We start from the raw sequence: 17,443 nt of genomic DNA, 5'->3' as shown, positions 1-17,443 counted from the left end.
CGACCCGATGGCCAGCCCCGCCAGCGGCATCAGCGCCGGGGCCAGGGTGTCCGGGCCCAGGTCGACCACCCGGCCGGCCAGGGCGGACGCGCCGAAGCCGAGGACGTAGCCGCACGCGGGGAGCAGGGCCTTGCCGGGGAAGCGGTGCTCGTCGTCGAGCAGCACCCGGCGGACGGTGACGCCGAACAGGAAACCCAGCACCGGCTGCGGGCTCGGCAGCACCAGCACGCCGGTCACCACGACGGCGGTCTCGACGAGGGCGCCCACCCACCCGTCCCGCCCCGGGCGGACCGCCCACCAGCACAGCAGCAGCGCCACGACCACGGCGGTGACGCCGGCGGCGGGCGTCGCACCCGCGAGCAGCAGCCGCGCCGCGAACACGACCCCGCCGGCCCAGGCGAAGACCGAGGTCCACCGGCGCACGCGGTGGAGAGCAACCCGTGCGTCCTCCGCGTCACCGGACGGCACGACAGTCGGAACGGCCACATCCCTCCCCGGATGAAGGCACGACAGCCGTGTCCGGGACCGGGGCCGGCCAGTGGTCCCGGGAGCTGTCGATCGACGGGCGAGCCTAGCGGAACGGCCGCGGGCGCGATCGGTGCAACCACCGGGACCCGCGTCCGCGTCACCGCCGCGGCCCCGGCACCGCTGTTCGCCGGGCACGGACTGCGCCCCACGCCCCAGTGCCCCTGCTCCCCGCGGCCGGGTCGCCTACGCCGAACCGGTCGAAGAACGGGCGATCCGCGACCGTTCCGGGTGGCGATCGGCCAAGATGGCACCGCCCGGCGGTGAGCGGGCCCCACAGCGGCACGACCCCGGAGGCCGTCACGACCAGCTCGTCCGATCGGCCGACACGCGTCGTCCTCGGGGCGTCGGGGCGACCCGACGCCCTCGACGCCGCGCTGTGGGCGACGTCGTACGCGAAACGACGCGGTCGCGACATCGCCGTGGCCCGGCCCGCCCCGCGCGCCGACGCCCCCGCCGGTCCGGCCCTCCGGGGCACCCCCGACGTCGCCGCACGCGCCCTGGTCGCCGAGTCCCGCACCGCCGACGTGGTCGTCCTGAGCGCGCGCACCGAGGCGGAGCGGTGGCTCGCGCTCGTCGTGGCCGCCTCGGCGCACTGCCCGGTCGTCGCCGTCCCGCCCGGCGCGGCGTGGCGCGACGACCTGCCCGTGCTGATCGGCACCGACGGCGACGGCGTGTCCCGGGCGACGCTGCTGTCCGGGTTCGCCCTGGCCGAGGCCCTGGGCACCGGCGTCCGCGTGGTCTGCTGCACCCGCGGTTCCTCCGCCGCCGGACCGCGGGCCGCCTCGACCGCGCACGCCGTGCTGACCACGATCGACCTGTACGCCGGGCGGCACCCGGACGTGCCGGTGGACGTGCGGGTCGCCGGGTCGCACCCGGTCACCGGCCTCGTCCGCCACGCGAGGCTGGCCTCGCTGCTGGTCGTCGGCTGCACCCCGACCACCGGGAACCCCACCAGCCGCGGTCTGCTCGACCACTGCTCCACCGCGCTCGTGCTCGTCGGCCCCCGTGCCGTCGTCCACGAGCGGCCGGCCTCGCCCGTCCACCCCCGCACGCCGTGAGCGGACCGCCCTTCCGGCCGTCCCGTGCCGAGCACCGGGCCGCGACCGGCCCGGCCGTCGCGCCCCCGGCGGGATGTCCGACACACCCCCGCGGCCGAACCCTGACGTCAGGGTAGGGTTGCCGGCGGCGAGGGCGGCCGGCCGCGGCCCCGTCCCGCACCAGGCCCACCCGGCACCAGGCCCACCCGGCACCGGGCCGTCCCGCGCGGGTGCCGATCCGGCCCCGCCGTCCCCACCGCGCACGCCCGCAGGGGCGTGCCCGAGCACGACAGGTAACCCCTCTTGCCCACTCCCGGTTCCGCCCCGTCCGCGTCCGGACGCCTGCGCGCCCTCGCCCCCGACTGGCTGCGCGACCCCGAGGTCTGGCGCACGGAGGTCCTGGCGGGTCTCGTCGTCGCGCTGGCGCTGATCCCCGAGGCGATCTCGTTCTCGATCATCGCCGGGGTCGATCCCGCGGTGGGCCTGTTCGCCTCGTTCACCATGGCCGTGGTGATCTCCGTGGTCGGCGGCCGACGGGCCATGATCTCCGCCGCCACCGGCGCGGTCGCGCTGGTCATCGCCCCGCTGAACAACGAGCACGGCCTGGGTCACCTCGTCGCCGCGGTCATCCTCGCGGGCGTGTTCCAGGTCGTGCTCGGCGCGCTCGGGGTGGCCAGGCTGATGCGCTTCGTCCCCCGCTCGGTGATGGTCGGTTTCGTCAACTCCCTGGCGATCCTGATCTTCCTGGCGCAGGTGCCGGAGGTGCGCGACGTCCCCTGGGCGGTCTACCCGCTGCTCCTCGGCGGCCTGGCGCTGATGGTGCTCTTCCCGAAGGTCACCACCGTCGTGCCCGCGCCGCTGGTCTCGATCGTGGCGCTCACGCTCATCACGGTCGGGGCGGGCATCGCCGTGCCGACCGTGGGCGACAAGGGCGCGCTGCCGTCGTCCCTGCCGGTGCCGGGCCTGCCGGACGTGCCGTTCACGCCGGGCACGCTCGCCACCATCGCCCCCTACGCCTTCGCGATGGCGCTGGTCGGGCTGATGGAGTCGCTGATGACCGCCAAGCTGGTCGACGACATCACCGACACCCCCTCGAACAAGACCCGCGAGTCCATCGGCCAGGGCGTCGCCAACATCGTCACCGGCTTCTTCGGCGGCATGGGCGGCTGCGCGATGATCGGCCAGACGATGATCAACGTGAAGGTCTCCGGCGCCCGCACCCGCCTGTCGACCTTCCTCGCCGGCGCGTTCCTCATGGTGCTGTGCGTCGTGTTCGGGCCGGTCGTCTCCGACATCCCGATGGCCGCGCTCGTCGCCGTCATGGTCATGGTGTCGTTCGCGACCTTCGACTGGCACTCCATCGCCCCCAAGACCCTGCGCCGGATGCCGCTCGGCGAGATCACCGTCATGGTCACGACGGTCGCCTGCGTGGTGACCACCCACAACCTCGCGGTCGGCGTCGTCGTCGGCTCCGTCACCGCCATGGTCATCTTCGCCAGGCGCGTCGCCCGCGTCGCCGAGGTCACCGCCGTCACCGACCCCGAGGGCACGACCGTGGTCTACCGGGTCACCGGCGAGCTGTTCTTCGCCTCCTCCGACGACCTCGTCGGCCGGTTCGACTACGCGGGCGACCCGGCCCGCGTGGTCATCGACCTCGGTGCGGCGCACGTCTGGGACGCCTCCTCGGTCGCCGCGCTCGACGCCGTCGAGGCGAAGTACGCCCAGCGCGGCAAGACCGTCGAGATCACCGGCCTCGACCCGCACAGCGCCCGCCTGCACGGCAAGCTCACCGGCGAACTCACCGCGGGCCGCTGACGGGGGTCGCCCGGTCCGCCGCGCGAGATCGCGCGTCATCGGCCACGCGTGACCGATGACCGGCACCGTTCCCGGTCGCCGCTACTCTTTCGGCCGCTTGCAGTCGATCACGCTCGGTATTCATCCTGTCACTGTCAGCTGACATCCGCCGGAGAGCAGGTGCACATGTCGAGACGTCCCGGGATGACCACGCGGACCCGGCTCAGGGCCTGGGCGGTGGCCGCCGCGTCCCTCGTCGCGCCGGGGTCCGCCACCGCGCCGCCCGCCACGGCTGCGGTCGCCGACCTGACCTGCACCATCAACGTGCAGCTCAGCTTCAGCCCGGCGCTGACCGCCGTGCAGACCACGGCGTCGGTGGTGGCCGTCGCCAGCCTGTCCAACTGCACCTCACCCAACGGCTCCCACCCGCAACTGGCCGGCGGCGTCGCCACCCCGGTCACCGGCACCGCGACCAGCCTCGGCGGCGTGCCGTGCAACCTGCTGCTCACCCTCACCGGCTCGGGGATCATCGAGTGGTCCCCCGGCGACGAGCAGACCACCTTCGACTTCACCGTCCGCACCAACGTGCTCGACGGCACCGTGCAGCTCACCACCTGGCAGACCGGCGGCACCCTGGCCGGCACCACCTCGCAGACGGTCGGAGCGGCCAACCCCAACCTCGACTGCCCGCTCAACGGCCTGTCCGGCCTGGCCGTGCCGGTCGCCCTGACGACCTTCCTCTGACCACGCCCCCGCACAGACCGCCCCCGCCGGCACCGCGGGGTCCGTCACCTCCTCCTGGACGTGATCATGCGCAGCGCCACCGGGACCGCGACGGCGACCACGACCAGCGGGGGCAGGTAGAGGACCCACCACTGCCCCGTCGCCTGTTCGAGGAAGGCCGCCAGCACCCCTGAGAGCAACGCGGCGATGAGGAAGCACGAGATCACCATGACGAGATTCTTCTTCGAGCGGTTCACGTGGCTCCGATGAACGAGGTCAGCGTCGATTTCGGCAGTAGCGCACCAGGTCGGCGATCCACTCGGCGAGGAACCCGCCGAGGAAGCAGCCGGTCAGGACCAGTACCCAGCCCGCTTCCTCGACGAGGGCGAACCCGATGACGACCGCGATGAGCATCAGCGCACCGACGATCGCGTAGTAGCGCGCGGAGTGGCGCGGCGGGGACCGGTCGGTCATCAGGACAACGTCGCACTCTGCCCGGGAGGTCCCGGCACGCCTTCGAGGGAGCCGGTCACCCCGATGGGGTGGCAGGTGCATCCGGTGCGCTGCCCGTTGTCCACGCTCTCTGTTACCCCGAGCGCGGCGCGGGTGAACACGCGGGTGACCTGACCGCCGCCGGTCGGGGTCTCGGTGACGGTGTGCGGCCGGGTCTGGTCACCGGTGTCGTTGGTGAGCAGTTGGTCGATGACCACGCCCGCGATGATCTTGGGCTGAATCTTGTCGGACACCACTGAACCTCCTTTGACCCCAGGGCGGTTTACATCCCTCAGCGGGCAGTGCTGGATACGGCTGTGCCTGGTCAACATCAGTGGAGCTACAATCTGTCACCATCCATACCGCTTCGGTAACCATGGAGGCCCACGTGTCCCAAGCCGACAACAAGGCCGGCGGTACGGACGCGTCGGCGGGCGTGGCACCTTCAGGCGGCGAGGACACGGGTGCAGCGGCCAGTCTGCTGGCCTCGGAGATCAAGCGTCGCCGGGTCGAGGCGGGGTTGAGCCAGCCGCAGCTGGCGAGAAGGATCGGCTATACGCGTCAGTACGTCTCCTACGCCGAGCGGGTACAGGCGAACCTGCCGTCGCTGGACATCGTGCGCGCCATCGACGCGGCGTTGGACGCGGGCGGGGCGCTCGTCGCGCTGCGCGGCAAGGCGAGAGAGGAGCAGGACCGCGTTCGTCGCGCGGCGGGGCGGCGCGGGCACGACGAGACCGGTGTCGGAGGTGACGTGGACCGACGTGAGTTCTTCGGGACCGCGGTGGGTGCCGCACTGGGTACGGCCGACGTCTTCCGGTCGCCGTCAGGCGGTGTCGGCGGTGGCGATGTCGATCGGTTGGTTGCGCGGACGGCGCGGTTGCGCCGGTTGGACAACTACCTCGGCGGCCGTGACACCTACCGTCTCTACGCCTCCGAGCTGGAGGGGACGATGTCGTTCGTCCGCCAGGCGCGGTGTACCGGGGCGACCCGCAAGCGCCTGGTCGGGGTGGTGGCCGAGCAGGCGCAGCTGACCGGCTGGGCGGCGTTCGACGCCGGCATGCACCCCGAAGCGGGGCGGCACTACCAGACGAGCCTGACCGCGGCACGTGAAGCCGAGGATCCGGCGCTGGCGGGCAATGCCCTGGCGTTCCTGGCCTACCAGGAGGTGACGGTGGCGCGGCCGAACGTCGGCCTGGCCGAGTCCTCCTGCGCGGTGGCGGGTGAGGCGGTGACGCCGCGGGTGGGGGCGCTGCTGTCCGAGCGCAGGGCCTGGACCTACGCGGTGGCGGGCGACGCGGCCAACGCGGACCGGTCGCTGGCCCTCGCGCGGGAGCAGTTGGCCCGCTCGGATGACCGGCCCGAGCCGGACTGGGTCTACTGGGTCGACCGGACCGAGATCGACATCATGGCGGGGCGGTGCTGGGCGGAGTTGCACCGGCCGTTGCGGGCCGTGCCGGTGTTGGAGTCGGCGTTGTCGCGGTTCGACGACACACAGGCGCGGGACAAGGCGCTGTACCTGACCTGGCTGGCCCACGCCCTGCTCGACGGGCACGAGATCGAACGCGCCGCCCTGGTCGTCACCGAGTCCTTCCGGTTGGCCGACGGTGTCGGCTCGGTGCGTCCACTGAGCCGCATCCGGCAGGTCGCGCACCGACTGGAACAGCACCGCTCTCTGCCGGCGGTGGCTCGGATGTTCGACGCGATCGGTGCCTAGGCTTGCGGGTCGAGCGTCCGCCTCAGCCAGTCGAAGTACTCGGGCGTGCCGTCGACCAGCGCCGTCGCGGTCACCTCGGGATTGCTCCAGGGATGCTCGGCGACCAGGTGGTCGCGCAGCCGGGCGAAGCGGTCGGCGGTGGTCTTGAACAGGACCTGCCACTCCTCGCCCTCACCGAGCTCGCCCAGGTGCCAGAACACCGACCCGACCGGGCCGATCACCTGCGCACCGGCGGCCAGACGCGCCCCGACCGCGGACTTCGCCAACCGGAAGGCGACTTCCCTGCTCTCGGCCGCGGTGGACACCTGCACGAACTCGGTCACGCCGGGCAGCATAACCCCGTGTGATCACCTCTCCCGGTAGGGCTGACGGTGTTGACGAGGACGCCGGACCGGTTACGGGTTCTTGAAGCCCGATGTCCGGGGTTACTGCGAACGGGTGGTGTCCGCGCATCGCCTGGACAAACCGGGGCCACGCGACGGCGTTGCGGGTGAACGGTGGACTACGGCGCGTGGGACGCGGTGGGTGACGGTGGGGTGAGGTGGTCGTGACCAGCATGAGCACGTGTCCGCGCACGAGTTGCGTGTGCCCGCGTGACGCTCAAGCCTGCCAGGCCCGGGAACGCTTGGACACGTGGTTCGCGGAGTTCCACCGAGCGCACCGCGTGAACTTCCTGAAGTACCTGGCGCTGCGCGGGTTGACCCGGCACGACGCCGAGGACGTCGTCAGTGACGCCTTCGTGGCCCTGTACCGGGTGCGAACGGCACTCCGGACCGCGCGATCACCGGAGGCGTTCGCGCTCAAGGTCCTGCGCGATTCGCTCGTCGACTTCCGGCGCAGGCGCAGGCGGCAGCCCGTGCCGGTGACGGAGCAGGTCGAGGGTTTGATCGCGCCCGACGACGTCGCCGGTCTCGTGGCGCGGCTGGACTTCCAGCAGATGCTCGGGAGGCTGACCCCGCGGCAGGCCGAGTGCCTGGAGCTGCACGTCCTGCTCGGGCAGGACGTCGAGGAGATCGGCCGGTACCTGGAGATCACCCCGTCCGCCGTGCACTCCCACCTGTCCGGGGCACGGCGACGGCTCGAGGACCGCGGCGACCGAAGGGAAGAGGAGGGGCGGTGAACATCGACGAGACCATGCGCCGCGTCGCGGCGGACCTGGACGCGCGCTACGCCGACTACGACCTGGACGCGGCGCAGGAGGACCTGGAGAACCGTCTTCTCGCCGCCGGAACGGCCGAAGAGGCTCCACGGCGGGCACCGGCGACCCCGGCTGCGGCCGCGACCCCGGCTGTGACCCCGGCCGCGACCCCGGCTGCGGCGAGGCTCGTGGCGGGAGCGGAACCGGACGGGCCGCGGATGCCGTACGCGGAGATGGCGGACCTCCTGGTCGCCGTCGCCGTCGACCTGACCGGGGACCCTTCCGCGGAGGTCGGGGGATGGGGTCCCAGGCTGCCCGTCGACGCGGTCGTGCACCCGCCGCCCCGGACGGAGGAGTGGCGCACGCGCGCGTCCTGCCGTGACGAGAGCGAGGAGGACATGTTCGTGCGCGGCGCCGAGCAGCGCAGGGCCAAGCTCGTCTGCATGGGGTGCCCGGTGCGGACCGAGTGCCTGGCGGAGGCCCTGGACAACCGGATCGAGTACGGGGTGTGGGGCGGGATGACCGAGCGGGAACGGCGGGCGCTGCTCCGCCGCAGGCCGGACGTCACGTCGTGGGGGGAACTGCTGCACAGCGCCCGACGCGACACCGGTCCCGACGACGCGGCGGCGGGGTGAGGACGATGCCCGCTCCCCCCGCCCGGCGCACGGAACCTCCGGCACCGCACGGCCTGCTCGGCTACGTGCTGTCCGACGACCACCGCACCCGCAACGCGTTGCTGCTGCTGCGCTGGACGCTCGGCGGCGCCGTGCTCGCGATCGCGGTCGTCGCCGCCGCGGTCGCGCTGCTCGCCATCCACACCCCTGGCGGGGCGTGGGTGTACGGCGGGGTGTCGGGGCTCGCCGCGGGTGGCGCGGCCTGGTACGGCCGACGTCGCGGTACCCGGCGTCGACGGTGAACCCGCGCTCCCGCCTCGTCCACCCGGAAGTCGCCCGTGAGGCCGGGTGCGGCCTGGACCGCGCCTGGTGGTCGCTGCGCAGCCTCGTGGCGTCGCGCCGGCTGGTCGAGCACGGCTTCGACCCGGACGCGCGGGGGTGCGGGTTCGACGTGCTCAGGGCCCGGGTACGGGAACCCCGGCGGCCGCGATCACCGTGCCGCGGGTGTCAGGAGCCGCTCGCCTCGCCGGGGCCGCCCAGGTGCCGGACGAAGAACCGGACCGAGCTGTCGATCTCGAAGGACGGGACCCGGAAGTGGCCGCCCGGGTTGGCGTGCAGGGTCTTCTCGGTGGAGCCGAGCGCGTCGAACAGCGTCAGGACGGAGTCCCGCGGGTTCCCCTCGTCGTCCCACTGCATCACGAACTCGACCGGGATCGTGATCCGCGCCGCGGTGTCGGTGAGCCGGTCGCTCCCGACGAGGCCGAGGACCGCGGCCGTGATCCGGGGTTCGGCCGCGACGAGGCGCACGCCCATCTCACCGCCCTGGGACAGGCCGTAGTACCCGACGGGCCGGCTGTCGCCGACGGAGTCCAGTTCCCGGAGCGCGTCCAGGGTGGTCCGCCAGTCGGGTACGAGTTCCGCCGCCACCGTGTCGTTGAGGGCGGGCCACGCCGGGCCGGGGGGCTCGCCCGCCGCCTCCCGTTCCCGGATGACCGCGACGAGCCGCCGGACCTCCGGGTGCGCGGGCCTGTCCCCGGCACCCGGCGCGTCGATGGCGGCGACCGCGAAGCCGCACGAGGTGACGTAGGGGAAGGCGCGGGAGACGACCTCCCACCCCTTCTTGTGCCCGCCGCCGCCGTGCCCGATCAGGACCAGCGGACGCGGCCCGGAGCCCTCGGCGGGCGTCCAGAGCACGCCGGGGACGTCGCCGATGGCGAAGAACTGTTCGCGAACGCCGTCGACGACGGTTTCCTGGGTGATGCGCATGGATCGTGGTCCTCACCCCGCCCGGCGGAGCCGGGTCGCCGGGGTTCGGGTCGGCCGCCGGACCACGTCGGTGCCGCTTCCCGACGGGGTCGCGGGCGGGGCCGCTCGTTCGCGTCGCACCTCGGTGGAGCCCGGTCGTCGGGGTACGGCGCCGCTGGCGGTGTCGGCCAGGTCGTGCACGATCTCCACGTGGTCCACGTCCGGCGGGGTGAACGCCTCAGCCGCCATGGCAGCCGCCGCCCGGGTCGCGGTGCCACGGCCCGTGGCGGCGGGGTGCAGCCAGTAGCCCGTGACCAGACCGCGGGGATCACCCGCCCGGTACGTCGAACGACTGCCGACGAGCCCGCTGCCCGTGGTGATCGCGTAGTCGTAGGCGTCGCCGCTCCGCCACTTCGGGTCGCAGCCGGCGAGGAACGCGCGGGTGGCGTCCGGGCTGTGGCGGGCGACCCACGGCATCCACGGCCCGAGGTGGTCGAGCGACTCCTCGACCATCCGGGACAACGCCTCGAAGTCACCGCCCGCCCGCCACCGCCGCAGGGCGAAGTCCCCGCGGTCGATGGTCTGCCGAGGGCGCGTCACGGCACCCATGGTCGCCCCGCGCGGGTGCGTGGCGCAATCGGGTATCCGCTGGACCGGCGGGCCTCCCACCGACCTTCGCCCCCGGTCCGCGACTGCGCGCCGGACGGGGAACGCTCCGCCGCCACGAACGGTGCGACCGGCTGCGCACGGACGGCCGGCTGCGCACGGGCGGCCGGCGTGCCGGGGTGGTCGGCAGCGGGCAGGATCACCGCGAGGGCACCGGCCGGGTGACCGGTGCGGTCGGGGGGCGACGGTGGAGCGAGCGGGCGGGGTGCGGCGGGAACCCCTGGTCGCCACGGCGGTGCTGTGGGCGTCGGGAGCGGTCTGGTACCTGGTGTCGGAGGCCGTCGCGGCGTCCGCCTTCCCGGGCTACAGCTACGCGCACGACTACATCAGCGACCTCGGCGCCGTGCGGGCGGACCCCCTCGACGAGCGGCTCGTCGACTCGCCGCTGGCGGAGGTCATGAACCTCGGTTTCCTGCACCAGGGCCTGTTCTTCCTGCTCGGCGCGGTGTTCGCGGCCCGGGCCCTGCCCGCCGGCCGGGGGCGTTCGGCCTTCGTCGCGCTTGCGGTCGCGCACGCGGTCGGCAACGGCCTGGTCGCCACCTTCCACAGCGGTCAGCAGGCGGCGGGCGCCGCCGCCGTCCTGCACCCGGTGGGCGCGGTGATGGCGATCCTCGGCGGCAACCTGGCGACCGTCGCCGCGGCCTTCCTGCTCCACCGCCGCGGCACGGCCCGCTCCGCCCGCAACGCCGGCTTCGCGTTCGGCGCCGTCGGCATCGCCTCGCTGCTCGGGCTCGGCGTCAACACCGCCTCCGGGGCGGCTGTGCTGTTCGACGACGCCACGTGGGAACGCGGTTCCGTCTACGCGATCACCGCCTGGCAGCTCGTCGCCGCGGCGGCCGTGGTCGCCACCAGGTGCGTCGACGGGCGAGCGGAGGCGTTGCGGCGGTGATGCCGACGGCCGGTCAGCCGGCGATCCTGCCGAACAGGTGCGTGGCGGGGGCGTCCCGGTCGTCGCCGTAGAAGAACTCCGCGAGGGCCCGGTGGAACTCGGCGCGGTCCAGTCCGCCCGAGCCGTCCGAGTCCAGCGCGGTGAAGACCGCGGCGCAGTCCTCGGGGGACACGTTGCCCGCGAGGCCGAAGATCTCGCCGAACTCCGCCTGGTCGACCCGGTCGTCCCCGTCGAGGTCGATCAGGTCGAAGTAGCAGTCGGCCACCGGCCCGACCTGCTGCGGGTACAGGGAGCGGTCGGCCAGCGCCAGCCGGAACCCCTCGGTCATCTCCCGCAGGTCGACCTTCCCGTCACCGTCGCGGTCCATCGGCTCGATCACACCGGCCCAGAACGCGTCCAGGCCCTCGGTCAGCCGGCGGGCGGTCGCCGCCCCCGGCGCGGCGCCGCGGGCCGCGATGTAGCGCTCGCCCATCAGGCGGACGTCCTCGCGGGTGATGACCCCGTCGCCGTCGACGTCCGCGCCCCTGAACCACTGGCGGTACTTGAGATCCCGAACTCCGGTCATGACCGCGCAACGTAGCCAGATCATGACGACGGTGTCCACGCGGCGCGACCGCCGAGCAGACCGGATCACCCGTTCGAGTGGTGGAATCACCCGGGTGGCACGAGGTGCGGTGGCGTGAAGGCGAGCACGTCGGGCAGGGGGCCGTCATGGGGCTCGACGTCGACCAGCGCGCTGTGGGCGCTCGGCCCCTGGGACAGGCGCGAGCACGGCCGGTCCGCGGTGAGGACGTTCGGGTTGCCGTGGCGGTCCAGCGTTCCGCTCGAACCCGGCTCGACCGGGTCCCACCACGCTCCCGTGGACAGCTGCACGACGCCCGGCATGACGTCGTCCGACAGGACCGCGCCCGCCAGGCAGCCGCCCCGGTCGTTGTGGACGCGCACGACCATGCCGTCCTCGATGCCGCGCGCCGCGGCGTCCGCCGGGTTGAGCGTCACCGGCTCGCGACCGCGGATCTTCGAGCCGAGGCTGTGGCCGCCGTTGTCGTACTGGCTGTGCAGGCGCGAGGCGGGCTGGTTGGAGATCAGGTGCAGCGGGAACCGGTCCGACAGGTCGGCGCGGAGCCACTCGACCGGTTCGAACCACGTCGGGTGCCCGGCGCAGTCGTCGTAGCCGAACGAGTCGATCTCCTCGGAGAAGATCTCGATCCGGCCGGACGGCGTCGACAGGGGGAAGCGCCGCGGGTCCGCGCGGAGGTCCTCGAAACTGCCGGGGAACGGGCCGGTCGGCGCCGGCAGCTCGGCGGTGGAGTTCCGCCAGAAGTCGTCGAAGGCCGGCAGGTCGGCCTCGTCGCCGAGGGTGGCCCTCGTCTGCTCGTAGAGGTGCCGGACCCACTCGATCTCCGAACGCGACTCCGTGAACTCCCGCTCGAACCCGAGCCGGGCGGCCAGGTCGGCGAAGATCCGGTGGTCGGTGCGCGACTCGCCCGCCGGCTCGCGGACCTTCGGCATCGCGACGAGGTGGGGGTCGGAGAACCCGGCGGCGAAGTCGTCGCGCTCCAGGGTGGTGGCGACGGGCAGGACGATGTCCGCGAACTTGGCCGTCGTGTTCCACCACGCCTCGTGGACCACCACCGTGTCGGGGGCCTGCCAGGCGCGGGTCAGCCGGTGGAGGTCCTGGTGGTGGTGGAACGGGTTGCCCCCGCACCAGTAGACCAGGCGGAGTTCGGGCAGCGTGAGGCGCCGGCCGTCGTAGTCGACGACCTCACCCGGGTGCAGCAGGGCGTCGGCGATCCTCGCGACCGGGATGAAGTCCGGGACCGGGTTGGGCACGCCCGGCACCCCCGCCACGAAAGCGCGGTCCCTGGCGACGCCGGTCGCGTCCATCGTCGCGTAGCCCGCGCCCCAGCCGCCCCCGGGCCGGCCCATCGAACCCGCCATGGCCGCCAGCACGACGGACATCCAGATCGGCTGTTCGCCGTGGTCCGCCCGCTGCACCGCGTAGTTGACCATGACGAGGGACCGGTGGGTGGTGAGGCGGCGGGCCAGGTCGGTGATCGCGTCACGGCCGATGCCCGTGATCCCCGCGGCCCACGCGGCGTCCTTCGGCACGCCGTCGACCTCGCCCGTCAAGTAGGCGGCGAAGCGGTCGAACCCGACGCAGCACCGGCGGAGGAAGTCCTCGTCGTGCCACCCGTTGACCAGCATCGTGTGCGCGATGCCGAGCATCGCGGCGGTGTCGGTGTTGGGGGTGACGGGCAGCCACTCGGCGTCGAGGAACCCGGCGGTGTCGCTGCGGATGGGGCTGATGTTCACGAACCGCACCCCGGCCTCTCGGCACCGGCGTTGCAGGTCCCGCGTCCGGTGCCTGGCCAACCCGCCGGGGTTGATCTGGCTGTTCTTGAGCGCCAGTCCCCCGAACGCCACCACCAGTTCGCAGTTCTCGGCTATCTCGTCCCACATCGGCATCCGGCTCTGGTAGCTCCACGGGTGGCCGCCGATCACGTGCGGCAGGATCACCTCCAGGGCCGCGGTGCTGTAGGTGTTGCGGGAGTCGGTGTACCCCCCGCCCAGCGCCAGGAACCGCTGGAGCTGCCCCTGCGCCTGGTGGAACCTGCCCGCGCTCGCCCAGCCGTAGGAGCCGCCGAACACCGCGCTGTCCCCGTGCTGCGAGCGGACCCGGCGCAGTTCGTCGCTCACCAGCGTGATCGCGTGGTCCCAGCTCACCTCCACGAAGGAGTCCGCGCCCCTGGCCGTGCCCCCGGCGCGCGGCTCGCCGTTCAACCAACCCCTGCGCACCGCGGGGCGCAGCACGCGAGCGGCGTCGTCGGCGGCCGTCACCATCCCGGGACCGATGGGCGAGGGCGCGGGGTCGTCGTGCCTCGGCTCGATCCGCACCAACCGGCCGGAGTCGACCACCGCGACGAAGCTGCCCCAGTGCGTCGCGACCGACATGCGTCGTTCCATCACGCATCAACCCCGCTTCTGAAGCGTCTCCCGCGACGCGGCCCGCGGCCGACGACGTGACACCCACGGTAACCCCGACCGGGGCGGCGCAGAAGACGACGTCGCGCCGGACCGGGGCGCGCCTCAACGCTGCCAGACGGTGCCCCTGCGTTCGCAGTCGATCAGGTTCTCCACCCGGACGGCGAGGTCAGCGCCCAGTTCGCGCCGCAGCAGGTGCAGGGCGACGGGCGCCCCGGCCCCGGAAGGGACCGCGCTGCGCCTCAGTATCGGCGAGCACGTGCCGGTCACCGAATGCCCACTGCCGCCACCGGACTAGGAGCTGTTTGAGGTTCGGATCATGTGGTTGGGGTCAGGGTCTTCAGCCACATGATCGCTCCTCGTAGATGTAGTCCGGCCTCATAGCTTTGTGGTGTCTTGTCGTAGCGGGTGGCCAGGCCGCGCCATGTCTTGATCTTCTGGAAGCAGCGTTCGACGGTGTTGCGCCGCCGGTAGCGCGCGGGATCGAACGAGACCGGCCGCCCTCCGGCCGAGCCCTTGTTCCTGTGGTTGGCCTGCTGGTCGGTCTTCTCCGGGATCACGGCGGTGATCCGGCGGCGGCGCAGGTAGGCCCGGTTGGCCCTGGAGGAGTACGCCTTGTCCGCGGCCACCGCGTCCGGGCGGGTGCGGGGCCGGCCGACCGGGCCGGGAACCCGGACCCGGTCCAGCACGGTCCGGAACCGCGGGCTGTCCGCGGCCTGGCCGGGTGTGAGCACGAACGCCAACGGCAGCCCGGCGGCGTCCACCGCGGCGTGGACCTTGCTGCTCAGCCCGCCCCGGGACCGGCCGAGCCCGGCCGCCGCAGCCCGCGCCTTGCGACGCCGCCCGCGGGCGGCACGGTCCCGACCGGCAGACATGCCCGCGCCGGCCGCCTCCGGCGCGGACCGCGACGCACTACCCGCAGCACGCTCTGTCGGGTGGGCAACGGAGCCCCTTTTTCCTCGGTCAGCGCCTGTTCCAGCGCGTCGAGGGTCTCCCCCGCGACCGCCAACCCCGCCGATTCGTGATGCGCCCGCACGATGGTGGAGTCCACGCTCACCAGTTCCAACCCGACCTGCCCACGGGAGGCGGCCTCGGCGATCAGCGCCTCCATCAACCTCTGGAACACCCCCGCCCCGGCCCAGGCGTTGAACCGGGAGTAGACGGTCGACCAGGGCCCGTACCGCTCGGGCACGTCACGCCAGCCCGACCCGGTGCGGAACCGCCACAGGATCCCGTCGAACCGATCCCGCACCCGACGCGGCAACGGCCCCGTAGCCGCCACCGGCACATGCGGCTCGATCAACGCCCACTCGGCATCGGTCAGATCAAAACGCGCCACACCCGTGTTCTACCAGCGCACCACAGGACCGGTAGATCCGAACCCCAAACAGCTCCTAGCTGGTGCGGCTCGACGAGTATCTGCGCGACGACGCCGACATCGCCCTGCGCGCCGCCCCCTCCGACCCGAACAAACCGCAGGAGGTCGTCCCCTGGCACGGTCTGTTCGTTCTGTCCGCCTGGAACGGCTCCCCTCACCGCCCTCGCACACTGATCGGCGGCACCACCGTCGTCGACTTCGGCAACTACGACTACGCGCCGAAGGGCGTGCCGACGGCACCGGTCACGCCCCGGCCGACCTCGTCCCCGGACAGCCGGCCGAGGTCGACGTCGTGCCGGAAGGGAGGGGTGCGGCGACTGACTGGTCATGTCGGTGGAGGAGGACTGACGAGCACGGCGGATCACGACAGTCGGCGAGCAGGAGATCTCCACCGCGGTCGTCCGGCCGAGCGAGGGCGCGCCGCCCCTTTGACCGACCGGTACCTCACGGACTCGATCCTTGAAATTCACCACACCCCGTTCGAATGCGACAAAACATCGAACCAGCAGGTTGCGATGACGCCACCGAGCGCACTTCAACGCAATCCACTCGCATTCATTGGAACTGCCCCCCGCTTCCCCGACCCATCCGCAGAGGATCGAAATCGATCGCCCCGACCAACGGATGAATGTACGCACACGAAGTGAACGAAGTATTCTTTCTGACAATGAAGCCGCAGTAGGGTCGCCGTCGACACCAGTTGATCGACGGCACAAGGACACGGCGACGCAGTTCGCAGGTCAGAGCCGCAAATACGAGCACTGCACGGGGAAGGTGCACAAGTCGGCCCAATCTTCCCGACCTCGACCGAGAACACCGCCACTCGACGGAGGGTTCCCGTCCGGATCGAAGTGGATCGAACCGGTCGGAAGAATGCCGACACGGACCTGGCACGGCGCAGCCGGATTCCAGGCCGAGTGAAATGCCGAGGCCAGTTGGGTGCATTCGTTGACACCCCGGTCGCGACATCGGCATGATGGCGACAGTCACGACGGCCCGTCCCACGCCGAGCGGGACCCGGGTCTGCGCATCGTTCTTCCGGAGCGGAAGGCTTCCACATTGATTGACGACCGACCGGTGGACCATGCGTTCTACGCGGCGCATCGCGAATTGTTCGACGCCATCATGCCGGAGACGCCGTGCCTGCTCCTCAGCTTGGACGTCGTCGCCGACCGCTACCGGGAACTGCGGGCGGGTCTGCCCGACGCCTCCGTCTACTACGCCGTGAAGGCCAACGCCGATCCGGAACTGCTGCGGCACCTGGTGGGACTCGGGTGCGGCTTCGACGTGGCCAGCGTCGGGGAGGTCGACGCCTGCCTGACCGCAGGCGCCGACCCGGCGTCGATCTCGTTCGGCAACACGGTGAAGAAAGAGTCGGCGATCCGCCACGCCCACGAGCGCGGCGTCCGCCTCTACTCGGTGGACTCCGCGGCGGAGCTGGAGAAGGTCGCGCGAGCCGCGCCCGGCGCCGAGGTCTGCTGCCGCTTCACCGTCCGCACGACCGGCGCGCAGTGGCCGATCAGCCGGAAGTTCGGCTGCACCGAGGAGGACACCGTCGAGCTGCTGCGCGACGCGGTGGCGCTGGGGTTGACGCCGCGCGGCACGACGTTCCACGTCGGGTCCCAGCAGCGCGAGCCGGACAGCTGGGCGACGGGTGTCGCCGCCGCTGCGCGCGTCTCCGCCAAATTGGCCACCGAGGGGATCGAGCTGGACCTGCTCAACCTCGGTGGTGGGCTACCGGTCCGCTACGAGGGCACCGTGCCGCCGCTGGAGACCTACTTCGCGGCGATCGACCGGGCCGTCTCCGAGTCCTTCGCGACCCGGCCGGCCCTGATCGTCGAACCGGGCCGGTACCTGCCCGGCGACGCCGGGATGATCCGCTCCGAGGTCGTGCTGGTCACCGAGCGGGAGGACGGCTTGCGCTGGGTCTACCTCGACGTGGGCCGGTACAACGGCCTGATCGAGACCGATGACGAGGCCATCGCCTTCCCCGTGGTCGCGGTCCGCGCCGACGGCCGGTTCGCCGACGAGAGGGCTCCCGTCGTGCTCGCGGGGCCGACCTGCGACAGCACCGACATCCTGTACGAGCGCACACCGGTGTGGCTCCCGGTCGACCTGAGGCCGGGCGACCACGTCGACATCCTCGCGACCGGCGCCTACACGACGCCGTACGCGTCCGTCGGTTTCAACGGCTTCCCACCACTGCCCACCCACTGCTTCGGCACCCGCGGCCGCTGAAA

The 17,443-nt window shown here is 72.6% G+C and carries 19 protein-coding genes and 1 pseudogene; 10 read left to right on the top strand and 10 right to left on the bottom strand.

Features of this window, described 5'->3' with window-relative positions; all coding sequences use genetic code 11:
* The coding region (locus tag ACR807_RS25655) for a hypothetical protein (protein WP_438923963.1) at nucleotides 1-423 on the bottom strand (423 nt) is incomplete at its 3' end.
* Between the two features lie 365 nt (nucleotides 424-788).
* On the opposite strand from ACR807_RS25655, the gene ACR807_RS25650 reads away from it, so the two are divergent.
* The 3 genes from ACR807_RS25650 to ACR807_RS25640 all read left to right on the top strand — a co-directional run bounded on the left by ACR807_RS25650 (nucleotide 789) and on the right by ACR807_RS25640 (nucleotide 4,103).
* Complete coding sequence (locus tag ACR807_RS25650; protein WP_438923962.1) at nucleotides 789-1,586, top strand: hypothetical protein; 798 nt, start codon at nucleotides 789-791, stop codon at nucleotides 1,584-1,586.
* Nucleotides 1,587-1,868: 282 nt separating this feature from the next.
* A complete protein-coding gene (locus ACR807_RS25645; protein ID WP_438923961.1) occupies nucleotides 1,869-3,380 on the top strand; it encodes a SulP family inorganic anion transporter in 1,512 nt (503 codons plus the stop codon).
* Between the two features lie 165 nt (nucleotides 3,381-3,545).
* On the top strand, nucleotides 3,546-4,103 hold the full coding sequence (locus ACR807_RS25640; protein ID WP_438923960.1) for a hypothetical protein: 558 nt from the start codon (nucleotides 3,546-3,548) through the stop codon (nucleotides 4,101-4,103).
* Between the two features lie 44 nt (nucleotides 4,104-4,147).
* Here the strand turns inward: ACR807_RS25640 and ACR807_RS25635 are convergent, their stop codons facing one another.
* Genes ACR807_RS25635 through ACR807_RS25625 form a run of 3 tightly spaced genes read right to left on the bottom strand, consistent with a single transcriptional unit; the run spans nucleotide 4,148 to nucleotide 4,828 of the window.
* Nucleotides 4,148-4,339, bottom strand: a complete 192-nt coding sequence (locus tag ACR807_RS25635) for a hypothetical protein (RefSeq protein WP_438923959.1) — start codon at nucleotides 4,337-4,339, stop codon at nucleotides 4,148-4,150.
* A gap of 19 nt (nucleotides 4,340-4,358) precedes the next feature.
* Nucleotides 4,359-4,556 (bottom strand): hypothetical protein, encoded by a 198-nt coding sequence (locus tag ACR807_RS25630; protein WP_438923958.1) that lies wholly within the window; start codon nucleotides 4,554-4,556, stop codon nucleotides 4,359-4,361.
* The gene (locus ACR807_RS25625) at nucleotides 4,556-4,828 is read right to left on the bottom strand and encodes a hypothetical protein (RefSeq protein WP_438923957.1); all 273 of its coding nucleotides are present in this window, start codon (nucleotides 4,826-4,828) and stop codon (nucleotides 4,556-4,558) included. The genes ACR807_RS25630 and ACR807_RS25625 overlap by 1 nt, the downstream gene beginning before the upstream one ends.
* Nucleotides 4,829-4,962: 134 nt before the next feature.
* Between ACR807_RS25625 and ACR807_RS25620 the strand changes: the two genes are divergently transcribed.
* Nucleotides 4,963-6,288 (top strand): helix-turn-helix transcriptional regulator, encoded by a 1,326-nt coding sequence (locus ACR807_RS25620; RefSeq protein ID WP_438923956.1) that lies wholly within the window; start codon nucleotides 4,963-4,965, stop codon nucleotides 6,286-6,288.
* Here ACR807_RS25620 and cutA read toward each other — a convergent pair.
* Nucleotides 6,285-6,611 (bottom strand): divalent-cation tolerance protein CutA, encoded by a 327-nt coding sequence (gene cutA, locus ACR807_RS25615; RefSeq protein WP_438923955.1) that lies wholly within the window; start codon nucleotides 6,609-6,611, stop codon nucleotides 6,285-6,287. The genes ACR807_RS25620 and cutA overlap by 4 nt on opposite strands.
* Before the next feature lie 341 nt (nucleotides 6,612-6,952).
* On the opposite strand from cutA, the gene ACR807_RS25610 reads away from it, so the two are divergent.
* The 3 genes from ACR807_RS25610 to ACR807_RS25600 all read left to right on the top strand — a co-directional run bounded on the left by ACR807_RS25610 (nucleotide 6,953) and on the right by ACR807_RS25600 (nucleotide 8,342).
* Nucleotides 6,953-7,408, top strand: a complete 456-nt coding sequence (locus tag ACR807_RS25610; protein ID WP_438923954.1) for an RNA polymerase sigma factor — start codon at nucleotides 6,953-6,955, stop codon at nucleotides 7,406-7,408.
* 347 nt (nucleotides 7,409-7,755) lie between these two features.
* Complete coding sequence (locus tag ACR807_RS25605; protein ID WP_438923964.1) at nucleotides 7,756-8,061, top strand: WhiB family transcriptional regulator; 306 nt, start codon at nucleotides 7,756-7,758, stop codon at nucleotides 8,059-8,061.
* Nucleotides 8,062-8,066: 5 nt separating this feature from the next.
* Nucleotides 8,067-8,342 (top strand): hypothetical protein, encoded by a 276-nt coding sequence (locus ACR807_RS25600; RefSeq protein ID WP_438923953.1) that lies wholly within the window; start codon nucleotides 8,067-8,069, stop codon nucleotides 8,340-8,342.
* A gap of 205 nt (nucleotides 8,343-8,547) precedes the next feature.
* Here ACR807_RS25600 and ACR807_RS25595 read toward each other — a convergent pair whose 3' ends face one another.
* Together ACR807_RS25595 and ACR807_RS25590 are read right to left on the bottom strand one after the other, a co-directional pair.
* A complete protein-coding gene (locus ACR807_RS25595; RefSeq protein ID WP_438923952.1) occupies nucleotides 8,548-9,306 on the bottom strand; it encodes a dienelactone hydrolase family protein in 759 nt (252 codons plus the stop codon).
* A 12-nt stretch (nucleotides 9,307-9,318) separates the two neighbouring features.
* The gene (locus ACR807_RS25590) at nucleotides 9,319-9,885 is read right to left on the bottom strand and encodes a GNAT family N-acetyltransferase (RefSeq protein ID WP_438923951.1); all 567 of its coding nucleotides are present in this window, start codon (nucleotides 9,883-9,885) and stop codon (nucleotides 9,319-9,321) included.
* A 253-nt stretch (nucleotides 9,886-10,138) separates the two neighbouring features.
* On the opposite strand from ACR807_RS25590, the gene ACR807_RS25585 reads away from it, so the two are divergent.
* Nucleotides 10,139-10,840: a DUF998 domain-containing protein gene (locus tag ACR807_RS25585; RefSeq protein ID WP_438923950.1), complete on the top strand. Its 702-nt coding sequence runs from the start codon at nucleotides 10,139-10,141 to the stop codon at nucleotides 10,838-10,840.
* Nucleotides 10,841-10,853: 13 nt separating this feature from the next.
* Here the strand turns inward: ACR807_RS25585 and ACR807_RS25580 are convergent, their stop codons facing one another.
* The 3 genes and pseudogenes from ACR807_RS25580 to ACR807_RS25570 form a co-directional block, all read right to left on the bottom strand.
* Complete coding sequence (locus ACR807_RS25580) at nucleotides 10,854-11,405, bottom strand: EF-hand domain-containing protein (RefSeq protein ID WP_438923949.1); 552 nt, start codon at nucleotides 11,403-11,405, stop codon at nucleotides 10,854-10,856.
* Nucleotides 11,406-11,491: 86 nt separating this feature from the next.
* A complete protein-coding gene (locus ACR807_RS25575; RefSeq protein WP_438923948.1) occupies nucleotides 11,492-13,795 on the bottom strand; it encodes a molybdopterin-dependent oxidoreductase in 2,304 nt (767 codons plus the stop codon).
* Between the two features lie 347 nt (nucleotides 13,796-14,142).
* Nucleotides 14,143-15,164 (bottom strand): annotated as a pseudogene (locus ACR807_RS25570) (IS5 family transposase).
* Between the two features lie 62 nt (nucleotides 15,165-15,226).
* On the opposite strand from ACR807_RS25570, the gene ACR807_RS25565 reads away from it, so the two are divergent.
* On the top strand, nucleotides 15,227-15,850 hold the full coding sequence (locus ACR807_RS25565) for a hypothetical protein (protein WP_438923947.1): 624 nt from the start codon (nucleotides 15,227-15,229) through the stop codon (nucleotides 15,848-15,850).
* Between the two features lie 430 nt (nucleotides 15,851-16,280).
* Nucleotides 16,281-17,441 (top strand): type III PLP-dependent enzyme, encoded by a 1,161-nt coding sequence (locus ACR807_RS25560; protein ID WP_438923946.1) that lies wholly within the window; start codon nucleotides 16,281-16,283, stop codon nucleotides 17,439-17,441.
* Nucleotides 17,442-17,443 lie beyond the last annotated feature (2 nt).

The organism is Saccharothrix sabaoui (assembly GCF_051756985.1).
Classification (GTDB): domain Bacteria; phylum Actinomycetota; class Actinomycetes; order Mycobacteriales; family Pseudonocardiaceae; genus Actinosynnema.
The sequence above is the reverse complement of the archived record's forward strand: the minus strand, read 5'-3'. Positions and strand labels throughout refer to the sequence as shown.

Excerpts from the sequence above, each read along its gene's own strand:
- ACR807_RS25640 (WP_438923960.1), top strand. The coding sequence starts at position 3,546 with ATGTCGAGACGTCCCGGGATGACCACGCGGACCCGGCTCAGGGCCTGG.
- ACR807_RS25630 (WP_438923958.1), bottom strand. The coding sequence starts at position 4,556 with ATGACCGACCGGTCCCCGCCGCGCCACTCCGCGCGCTACTACGCGATC.
- ACR807_RS25600 (WP_438923953.1), top strand. The coding sequence starts at position 8,067 with ATGCCCGCTCCCCCCGCCCGGCGCACGGAACCTCCGGCACCGCACGGC.
- ACR807_RS25595 (WP_438923952.1), bottom strand. The coding sequence starts at position 9,306 with ATGCGCATCACCCAGGAAACCGTCGTCGACGGCGTTCGCGAACAGTTC.
- ACR807_RS25580 (WP_438923949.1), bottom strand. The coding sequence starts at position 11,405 with ATGACCGGAGTTCGGGATCTCAAGTACCGCCAGTGGTTCAGGGGCGCG.
- ACR807_RS25575 (WP_438923948.1), bottom strand. The coding sequence starts at position 13,795 with ATGTCGGTCGCGACGCACTGGGGCAGCTTCGTCGCGGTGGTCGACTCC.